Origin of the sequence: Sulfurimonas sp. (assembly GCF_028694895.1) — a bacterium.
Lineage (GTDB): Bacteria > Campylobacterota > Campylobacteria > Campylobacterales > Sulfurimonadaceae > Sulfurimonas.
In genome coordinates this window covers 1-10,426 of the sequence record NZ_JAQVKA010000054.1, presented here as the reverse complement: position 1 = coordinate 10,426, position 10,426 = coordinate 1, and the positions used below count along the sequence as shown (strand labels likewise).

Below are 10,426 nucleotides of genomic sequence, written 5' to 3'. Positions count from 1 at the left end.
AATTACCCGCCTAGGGTATTTATGTTCTCTTTAACAATAACTCTCCCAATTTAAACAGCATAACAACTCTTTAAAACACTGATTAAGTTCAGAGGGATTTTTATTGTCAAATTTAGTTTACTCCAAGCGGAGTTTTCACCTTTTTAGGTGTAGGACTCCGTAAGGAGACTCCTATGCCTAATTTAGTTCTAGGAGGACGAAAATGCTATTATTACTTTTTATATTATTATCTCCTTTTTGGTTAGTGTTTTTACTAGCATCGATGTCTTTGGATATTTTGAAGTTTATTTATTATAAACATAAGATTCCAATTCTGAGATTTTTGGTAAGAGCAAGACACTCTTATTATGATTATCATTTTATGACAAATCTGTCTATGGGTGTATTTGCAAGCAGTATTGTGGCTTTAGTTGTTTCAACAAGCCTGTATACGACAATAGTGTATTCTTTCGTGGCAGTAATCTCGTTTATTGCTATGATTGACTATAACTATAAAAAATAATACAATATAAAATCAAAAAGAAGGAGATGTCATGGAAGAGGTAAAAGCAACAATCTTATTGTTACTAGCAATAGGACTGCTTTACGGTGCAATGCAAAAAAAGCACAAGAAAAATGACAACACACACTCCGCATAAGCGGCTTGTGTTATTTGGACCAAGCCAACTTATCTAAATTGGCTACTGTTGCAGTTCTTTTTGCGGTCATTCAAAAATATCATGACGAAGATCAAAAAAAAGAACACATTATCCAAATGTTAGGTAACTAGCAAAAAAAATTCAAACACTAGCCCGTTTGTCTTAACCTCATAGAGAGTGGCTCTCTCTTTTATTCTCACATAAAACATATTATCTGTATTAGCTTTTGGCTTTGCAATTTTGTTTTGGTAAGACTCAAACAACAATAACTCTCCCAATTTAAACAGCATAACAACTCTTTAAAAGCCGATTCACTTCGGAGGGATTTTTATTGTCGAATTTAGTTTACTCCAAGCGGAGTTTTCACCTTTTAGGTGCAGGACCCCGTAAGGAGACTCCTATGCCTAATTTAGTTCTGACGTAGGAGGAACTTATTATGAAATACATAAAAAATGTTTTAAGTACATACGAGGAGTTTAAAGATGCTTAACACTTTAGCAAAACAGCTCGAAGAGCAGGGCGAAGTAGTGTTTAAACACAATGGCACTACAGTCGCTATTTTGGAAACCGATCAAGGTGATGAAAATATAAGAGGAGAGGAATATATGAATTATATGTATAACCTTTATGATACTTATGAGTTTGAAACCGATGAGGATGCAGTCGAATATGACGGTGGACTCTGTGAAGGTACTCCAAAAGATGCTATCGAGATGGCAATAGAACAAGTAACAAATTAAGTTTAACTCCTAACGGAGTTTTCATGTCTCAGGCATGGAATACTCCGTTGGGGTACTCCTATGTCTTATCATTAGCCAAAGAAAGGCTTATTATGAAAATTTATACACTAGAAACAAAAAACGGAAGATTGTTTAAAGTTGCGGTTGCCAACAAAAGTCAAGAAAATAGACTTTTAAAAGTAGTAGAGAAAAACAAAAGTAAAGAATATGAAGTTTTTACTCGCGTTGAAGCTGCTGCAAACAGCATCCACAACATAAAGCAGTTTGAAGAGCTTGCTGATAGTTTAGTTTAAACGAATAGAAATCTAACCATCCAGACGGTTAGATATTAGTTGCTCATCAGAGCTTACCCACAGGGGATATACTTATTCCCTATGGGATAGGCATATCCTCTTCAATGCTTGAGGAGGATACAATGATCCAGGCAATCACACAAATCATAAAAGATGCAACGATGCATCTTAGCTCTAAAATGAAAATGAGATGTATGCTAAAAGCGACTTTCCATTTCCAAGAGAGATATATCCAACGTTTTACTGACGAAGATATCCCACAACTGGAAAGAACAATAGAAAAAGCTATCGAAAAAATAGCAACTTTTGGAAAACCAGTAAAGTATACGCATCCCGCGTATGGGATAACGGTTGTTGTAACAAAGCAAGGTCTTAACTGCGCAGAGTTAGTAACATGCTGGAAGAAAGAAGAGGATGCAGAATGATAGAAATCTTCATAATCTTATATCTAGCAGCAGCCTTATTAAATGGGCTGGCAATCGCTTCAAGCAGTGAAACCTTTAAAAGAGTTGGATTTAAAAAACAAATCCTAGTGCTTATCATATCACCGGTTCTACTCGCAAGAGAATTTACTACAAGGAGGGGCAAATGATAAAAATAGTTGAAAAGGCTGCTGAAAAAAAGCAGCGCGAACGAAACGAGGCTATCATGGCCCAAATCCCTACGAGTAATAAAGAAGAGGTGGTTTGTGTAGCTGGGATAATTGAGACGGTTATCGACCAAAGTGGCGAGTTACAACGCCGATATATGTTTTAAAGGAGTAGCGATGAGCAGCAACTTTAAATACATTGATGACCTTGAAACACTAAAGGCACTAGATATCGGTGAAGTGATGCTTGCTACAGGACTTTGGGATATACGTCAAGGGCGCTACAAGCACCTGACACATAAGAAAAAAGTAAAACCGACAACAAACGTTTTTGGTAACAATACCTGCACTTGCAGCGATTGTGGCTTTCATGCGTCGAGTGCCGTAGATGTAGCAAAGTATTACAAAGGCGGGGACTTTGTTGAAGGACTAAGGTGGATTTCTGAAGCATTTAATGTTAAGAAAATGCCAAATCCTGATTACATCCCTAGCGAAAACGAGCGTCAAGATTGGGAAAAAGAGAAAAAATCTTTTTCCCAAAAAGTAAGCGTTCCTGTAGTAGAGATGTCTCAAGAAAAATTTGAGATGTCTTATAAAAAGTTTAATGCCCAAGCCACAAAAGAATCGGATACGGATAAAGGCTATGATATGTACGCAACCTTGCCATATAAAGCAAGATTGATGCTTATCTATACAGATATCTATCTTTTCTCATTGAAGCAAGAGCAGGGCGCTAAACTTGATTATTTTAAAAATAGGGAGATTGATCCTAGTCGCGAAGATATTAAGCGACTGGGTTATATCCCAGTTGAGAAGTTTGAAGAGCTTAAGAGCTATTTATCAGGCAAGTACCTGTTAGAAGATCTCGTAGAGGTTAGAGTACTGAATGACGCAGAGCATACTAAGCCGTATTGTTTCAAGCTTCATTATATAAAAAATGGCGGCGTTGTTGTATACCCGTCATTTCACGTTTATCAAACAAACTTGGTAACAGGTTTTATGTTTAGACCGACACATCCTGAGAAGTGGATGGTTGAGTCTCATCTAAAAGAGATTCAAATGTCAGCAAATGACATATACAACACTTTGCCATACGGCTTCACAAACGCATTTATACAAGCGAAAGCTATAAAATGTGTTGTAGAAGGCGGCCCCGATTCGCATTGCGCACCGGAGGAGATTAATGGTCACAAGGTTATTTTTATCTCTTCCCCTGGTGCTGGAAATCTTAAAGAGGATCAATTGGGATATCTAAGCGGTCAAACCCTTAGATTTATGCTAGATCCTGATGAAGCAGGGCAAAAAGGTGTCTACGGATACATTTCCATTAAAAAAGACCTTTTTGAAGAGAAAACATTTCTTCGCAACAGGGAAGGTTTAATAGCTGCTAACAAATACAAAGAGGAGCTCAAAACGAGTGGGGTTCAATTTTATGAATCTATTCATGATGGAGAGCTTCATAAGTGTGCTAGAGCAGGGGTAAATGCTGAGGTATGCACCTGGAATAAAGAGTGGGGTGATTTAAATAATGTGCGTAAGCATATTGCAAAAAAGATTATCCCTATTGAAACTATGGAAGAATTTTTAATCAAGCACGTAAAGGTTAAAAAGATTTCTGTAATGTAAGTTGTAGTTTGTATTCTGCCCTCCCTTTGACAAGGCGAGTAGGCATAAACCTAAGTCGTAAAAACGACTAGAAAGGAGAGCGGAATCATGGATAGGCAAGTTTTGCATTGGATTGTATTGCTAATGCTAATCACTACGAAAGTATATTAGCTATAAGGCATACTAGGCGGTAAGAGTTGCACCTCTTGCTGTCTTTATCCACAAGACTAAACTTATCCAAATTATAACTTATAAATTTTAAAAATTCAAGTCCAGCCAACTTGTCTTACTAAAAAACTTTGAGATTGGCAATCTTACTCTTATCCTCATAGGGAGCTTATTTTATCCCTATGGGGATATCTATGCTCCTTGTGTTGATTACACTACAAGGAGAAAAAATGTTAACGAAAACAACATCATCTTTTGTTCAACGGGATAAAGTCCCTAAAGAGGCTTAAGATGAGTATCATGCAAATGCTTGATGCTGAGATTGAAGCATCTATAAAAAACGTCAAGCCAGTGCATGTTAATTTAACAAAAACAGCTGACGGGATTTATAAAGGGCATCTTCCTTTTAAAATTGAAGGTGACTATATTTTAAACTCAAATACTCTCTCTAATCAAGCGATTGCACTAGAGTGGAGTGAAAAGGTGCTGACGGTAGAGTTAGAATCAGACGAAGAAACAATTAGCGCGTTTCTTTCTAAAGATGATTCTGCTTTACTTAAGGCTGTAAGAGACTCTTTAAAACAAGAAGAGTTGAGCGAGGAGCCAGCTTTTATAGTTGGTCCTCCTGGAACTGGTAAAACAACCGTGATTACTAAAATACTTCAAGAAGCAATCAAAGCAAGAAGAAGGGTATTGGTATTATCTCCGACGAACAATGCCGTAGAAAATGTTTTCGAACGCATTACACCGGAAGAGATGGGTCTAAATGATGACCAAATTGTTTTAACTATTAAAACAGGGGTGGAATCATTAAAAGCTTATTCTCCGGAATCCGTAAAGCAAAGAGCACTTCAACCAATTCAGGATGAACTCGATATTTTGCAGATGGCTAAAGGTGAGATGCTCAAAACCAAAAGAGATGCTCAGCCTGAGCTAACATCCCTTAAGGTGGCTAAAGAAGCGGCAGACACTCTAGCAAACAATTTACAGCGCGACATCAACACTATTGACCAACAACTTAAAAAAATCAATGGCGAGATAAGTGGCGTAGAAATAAGAATCAAAGCCCTTTCCGGGAATAAATTGCTCCAAAGTGTTGCAGAGTTATTTGCTGGCAAAAAAGTTGAAGAACTTGAGGACGAAAAAGCACGTCTTTCCAAAAAGGTTCTTTCATGCGAAGATGAAAAAACATCTCTAAGCAAAAAGCTAAAAGATGCTCTTGATGATAAGACTCTTAGAAACAAGAGATTTACATCTTTGGCAGCCGAAGCTTTTGAAGCAGAAACGGCTTTGATGAAAGTTCAGGAGCGCATAAATGAGCTGAATAAGCAAATTGATGTACTTAAGACTAATAATGTTTTTGAAAAAGCAATGGTAACGGGAGCGACTCTTGTAAATGCAGCGTTAAACCAGAAGATACAATCTCAAGAATACGATATGATTATCGTTGATGAGGCGTCTATGGCGCTCGTGCCACTTCTTATAGCTGCTACACAACCACTGTCAAAAAAAGCACTTTCTAGTATTAGCTACAAAGAGCACAAAGGTTTATACCATGCACAAAACAAAGCAGTCGAGTTAGCCTTGGCTTCTAAAATAGTTTTTGTTGGAGACCCGCGTCAGCTTCCTCCTATTTCTAAAACAGTAGAGTTGCAAAAAAGCATTTTTACTGTATACGGGGTTGAGGATATTTTCAATGGCGTTGAGGTGAAAAATACGGCTTTTCTTGATACTAATTTTAGAAATCACCCACACATTACAAGCTTGTCTTCAAGCTTATTTTATGGGGGGCTATTGAAAAGTGGCAAAGAGAATGATGGGAAAGATTCGCTCTTTATCAGACGAAGTACTTCAAAGATGGTTCCTTCGGAAAGCTCATACGTTAATTATGGAAATATGAAAATCGTAATTGAGCAAGCAACTAAAGCTCTTGAGAGAGGGCGAAGAAGTATTGGAGTGATAACTCCTTACAAAAAGCAAGCCGAACTGATAAACGGCTCGTTTGAGAATCTGCGCCAAGCTTATCCTGATGCGGATATTCAGGCAGGAACGGTGCACACTTTTCAAGGAAAAGAAAAAGACATAATAATTTATGATCTTACATTTTCTCCTTCTGAATCCAACAACTTTGCCATTCCAGCAACATACAACGGCGATTTTAATTCAAACACGGCTAAACTGCTCAACGTCGCTACGACAAGAGCCGAGTCGTTTTTTATTATCGTTGGTGATATAGACGGGATTGCAAATCTGCCACAAGAAGATCTCGTTCTTAAAGAATGGGTCCTTGCTATCAAACAAGCAGATAAAAACTAACCTCCTTTCGGGGGGGTCATCCACTCTCTTATTCAACAAAAGAGGAAGACCTACTTTTCATCCACGTCAGCCATGTATTCTCTTAGGGACTTTTTAAAAGCTTTTGATTTCTCAACTTCTTTTTTTAAAGCGTAATTTTCAAGGAACAGATTTAAAAGCACTTCTCCATTTGGGGGCAAGTTTTTTTTCCACCCTGTAATCGTTTTTTCGGACACTTTGCAAAGTTTTGATAATTCCCTCACTGTTCCGATGCCTAAAGTTTTTATTGTGAAATCCACAAGATTCATTTACACTCTCTTTATCGTTTACTTGATTATATCATTAATTGCACTACTTACATTTTGGGTGTTTTTCAAATGATTATATATACTTAACGCCAATTTAGACATACTTAGATATATTAGCACGTTTTTAGACTTACAACCGCTATAAAGAGTGCGAGTAAAAAACCTGTAAATGGTTCCGACTGAAGCATTAAGCTCCTTGGCTAATAAATTATAATCAACACCTTTTTGCTGCATGTCTTGAAGATAACTAATTATCTCATCATGCGCCGCTTTTGCTTCCAGCCCATATTGATAGTTTACATATATAATATTGCCGTCTTTTTTAGAAATAAGGTCAATATCAATACCATTATTTTTGCAAGCCTGCAAAATCTTAGATATGCTAAACTTTACAATACCGGCTCTCTTTTCATAGTCCCTTGCATCAATCCAATCCTCAACACCACTGTATTTAAAACTTATCTTATCTATTGTCTTTGATGTTTTTATAGTCGCAAATTCTTCCTCGAGATTATACTCTTCTACAAGACTCAAGACCATCTCTATCTGCCATGTGGTAAGTTGTGAAGAGGCATAAAGCTTCTTTTGTTGTAAGAGCCAACGCCCAGCGCTTGCTTCGGTCTTGTCGTCTGATGTAGTTAGTGGGATTTTTTGTTTTTCTTTTAAGAATGTTTCTGATTTTAAATATTGCTCCTTCCATAATCGTTCTTTGCCCGTCAATAGCCAATCGGGATAGACTGCACTAAGTCTTTGTGTGTATTCAGATTTAAGATTACCAGACTCAAAGGTCACTTTCTGTTTGTTAACCCATCTATAAATCCATCTTTCTTCGCCTTCTTTGTCTGTAGGGAAGCGTTTATTTTCTTCTAAAAATGCTTGAAACTTTTTAAAATTCTCTTCCCATATAACATCGTTTCTTAAATCCCAATTCTCTACCAAAGGCTTTAGTAACTCATATCGATCCTCCCTTAACGTGCCGTTTCTATACGCTATTTTTTGATGACTCAGCCATTTGGCAGTTTTACATTCTTCTTTTGAAATCTCTTTGCCGGTACCGTCACCTTTAGGATCACAGCCGTTTATATTTCTAAAATCCACTAAATTGTTAAAATTCTCTTCCCACGCATCCTCAAATCTATTCCATGAGAAGGAGATGTCATCCAAGAGATTCTTTCTTTCTTCGGCTATTGTCCCGTTTCTCTTTTTGTCTCTTTGGGTGCTGCACCATTCAGATAAGGCCATCTCCTCTTTTATTCTCTTCGGCATTCTGCCGCGTTCTTTCATAAAGGCTTTTAATTCGTTATACCTACTACTCCAATTAGTATTTAGTTCCTCGTGGTAGGATACCTTAACACTGCTTGCCAGTTTTTCTATGATAAGGTCATTATATTCTATCTTTTTGTTTTCATCATCAAATATAACTTCAACAATATCATTAGGAAAGATGCCGTCCTTTTTAAAATTGTCTATGCCTGCTTTTACCTTGCCATCAACTTCCCTTAATACGGATAAAATATCTATTATGTATCTCCAGTTTTCCATATCTCCCGAGTCTGTATCATCAAAATCGGTATCGGAACCTATAAACAGAGGTAAAAACAAGTACCCTTTTCTGTTGTCTTCAGAGTCTTTTTTTCTTTGAGCTCTTCCAAGCCTCTGAATTATATCAACCATAGATTTTGTTGGGTTCATGAAACCTACCATATCCAGCGACGGTGTGTCAATACCTTCACTTAAAAGTTTGGAATTAGAAAGGATAGCTGGTTCTTTGCTCGACAAAAGATGTATATGTCTTTTTCTCTCGCTCGTCTTCATTGTACCGTCCACATGCTTTATTTTGAATGTGGGCAGATGCCCGGAGTCTATCGCAAAATCTACAAAGGATTTTGAATCTTGTATTGTCTTTTGAAACAGTATCCCGTTTTTTATGTTTTTTTCTTGTATTACTTTTGCCAACGAAGCCACAATAAGATGCTGCCTATATTCGTTTTTATTTCTATCCTCGGCATCCATTAAATCTTTATCGACGGTCACTATTACTATCTGATAGTCTCTGATAATCCCATCTTCTATCGCTTTTCTCATCGACAGCCTATGCGCTACTTTTCCATAGACAAGCTCGTTATCCATAGTTAGTGTGTTTGAGCTATATGGATTTATCTTCTGAGATGCGGTCATGAAGAGTCTCTTTGATATTCTAATATTATGGTCGTATAGAGCATAAGAGAAAGATTTATTAAACTCCCCTGTGGTTTTATGTGCTTCATCAAATATGCCTATGTCTATAACAATACCAAGTTCATTCGTAACTTCGCTTAATAGATGTACCGACTGATATGTTGAGAAAATCAACTTGTGGTCTATATCCCCATGCACTATATAGTTTTTAAGATCCTCTGTAAAACAACCTTTTTTTATAGAAGAATAGTTGCTTTTATTGCTGATCCCGTCACCGTTGATTATCTCATCATCACTGCACAAGACAAACGGGCTTAGATGTGCTCGTATGCTTGTGGTCAAATACCATGAACGGTGAAATTGTGATAGAAGATCTAACGATGGAAGAATGACTACAGTGATAGAACTTAGCATGTCTGAAAGCATCTTTTCTGTGACTTTTTGAGAGACTAATGTTTTCCCTGTACCGCATGGAGAAATGTATTGACATTTGCTTGTAGTTATTAACTCGCTATATATATCATCGACGGCGGTGTCTTGATGAGGCCTGCATGTGATTTTTTGGCTGTTAGCTTCAATCTGCTGTTTTTCAACTCTTCTTTTTTTTGAAAGATCCGCTATATTCTCCCTCTCTTTTACATCATTCTCAGCAATAGAATAATCTTCGTCACTAATAACACATCCTTTGATTATGTTTGTGGAAGCGAGATAGGACAAGAAAAGTTTTACTTCTGCCGGTGAGAAAGATTCCTGATTTATGCTTTTGTCAAAGAGCTTAATCATGTTGTTAAAAACATCTTTTTTGATGTTTAGCTTTTGCAATAATTTTGATTTGGAAATCTCCATGCTATTACCTTTTAATCATTTATATCGTTATCGTATAACAAAATAATCACTAAGTCAAGATAAAAGGATTAAATTGTTACTAAGTTTGTTAATTTGTTAACAAAATCTTACATATTAGTCATAAAATATGTATTAATGGATATAAATAGAAATAAGCACGGTGGCTTTCAAACAGCAATATGAAAAAATCTACCCCGTTTCTTCATCGTCCAAAACGGATAATATTAGTACGAAAATAATCCAAAATTACTATTGTTTTACTAATTAATTGTATAAATTGGCAATATTTCTTGACTTAATATCCAAAATGGTTTATGATATGGAAATTTAAAAGTAATTTTGGATAAAGGTTTTAATATGTCAATCATACCCGTTCAATCAACAATAGCTGATTTTTTAGACACGAAGCAACTTACGGTTCTCTCGTATGGCGGGGGGCAGGATAGCACAACTATTTTGTTTAAAATCATTTATGATAAAGAGTTTAGAGCTAAATTCGCGCCAAATGATTTATTGGTGTTAATGGCAGATACGGGTAATGAGCATGATTTTACATATCAATACATAAATGATGTAATAATTCCTTTATGCAAGGAGCATAAAATCGACTTTGAGTTTATCACTAATGATATGGGGTATCATCTGGAAGGATGGAAAAGTTTAACTCACAAATGGAAAGTTGGGAATAGACCTACTATCGGCTCTTTAGCATATCCAAAGAGCTGCACCCATCAATTAAAACTTCAACCTCAATATAAATATGTTG

Annotated in this window: 10 protein-coding genes; 8 read left to right on the top strand and 2 right to left on the bottom strand. The window is 36.6% G+C overall.

Annotated features, from left to right (window positions below; translation table 11 throughout):
* Nucleotides 1-1,120: 1,120 nt before the first annotated feature.
* From PHI38_RS07085 to PHI38_RS07055, 7 genes are all read left to right on the top strand, one after another.
* Nucleotides 1,121-1,378, top strand: coding sequence for a hypothetical protein (locus PHI38_RS07085; RefSeq protein ID WP_299854360.1), 258 nt, complete (start codon nucleotides 1,121-1,123; stop codon nucleotides 1,376-1,378).
* Nucleotides 1,379-1,470: 92 nt separating this feature from the next.
* Complete coding sequence (locus PHI38_RS07080; protein ID WP_299854357.1) at nucleotides 1,471-1,671, top strand: hypothetical protein; 201 nt, start codon at nucleotides 1,471-1,473, stop codon at nucleotides 1,669-1,671.
* Between the two features lie 122 nt (nucleotides 1,672-1,793).
* Nucleotides 1,794-2,096, top strand: coding sequence for a hypothetical protein (locus PHI38_RS07075; protein WP_299854355.1), 303 nt, complete (start codon nucleotides 1,794-1,796; stop codon nucleotides 2,094-2,096).
* A complete protein-coding gene (locus tag PHI38_RS07070) occupies nucleotides 2,093-2,263 on the top strand; it encodes a hypothetical protein (RefSeq protein WP_299854352.1) in 171 nt (56 codons plus the stop codon). Before PHI38_RS07075 ends, PHI38_RS07070 begins: the two co-directional genes overlap by 4 nt.
* On the top strand, nucleotides 2,260-2,427 hold the full coding sequence (locus PHI38_RS07065; RefSeq protein WP_299854349.1) for a hypothetical protein: 168 nt from the start codon (nucleotides 2,260-2,262) through the stop codon (nucleotides 2,425-2,427). The genes PHI38_RS07070 and PHI38_RS07065 overlap by 4 nt, the downstream gene beginning before the upstream one ends.
* Nucleotides 2,428-2,437: 10 nt before the next feature.
* On the top strand, nucleotides 2,438-3,886 hold the full coding sequence (locus PHI38_RS07060; RefSeq protein ID WP_299854346.1) for a hypothetical protein: 1,449 nt from the start codon (nucleotides 2,438-2,440) through the stop codon (nucleotides 3,884-3,886).
* Nucleotides 3,887-4,324: 438 nt separating this feature from the next.
* Nucleotides 4,325-6,349 carry a DEAD/DEAH box helicase gene (locus PHI38_RS07055; protein WP_299854343.1) on the top strand — a complete coding sequence of 675 codons (2,025 nt, stop codon included), beginning with the start codon at nucleotides 4,325-4,327 and terminating at the stop codon, nucleotides 6,347-6,349.
* Nucleotides 6,350-6,399: 50 nt separating this feature from the next.
* Here the strand turns inward: PHI38_RS07055 and PHI38_RS07050 are convergent, their stop codons facing one another.
* Nucleotides 6,400-6,636, bottom strand: coding sequence for a hypothetical protein (locus tag PHI38_RS07050; protein ID WP_299854340.1), 237 nt, complete (start codon nucleotides 6,634-6,636; stop codon nucleotides 6,400-6,402).
* An 18-nt stretch (nucleotides 6,637-6,654) separates the two neighbouring features.
* Entirely contained in the window at nucleotides 6,655-9,660 is a 3,006-nt protein-coding gene (locus PHI38_RS07045; protein WP_299854337.1) for a DEAD/DEAH box helicase, read from the bottom strand.
* 357 nt (nucleotides 9,661-10,017) lie between these two features.
* Between PHI38_RS07045 and PHI38_RS07040 the strand changes: the two genes are divergently transcribed.
* Nucleotides 10,018-10,426 (top strand): hypothetical protein (locus tag PHI38_RS07040; protein WP_299854334.1); only part of this gene is annotated, 409 nt, incomplete at its 3' end.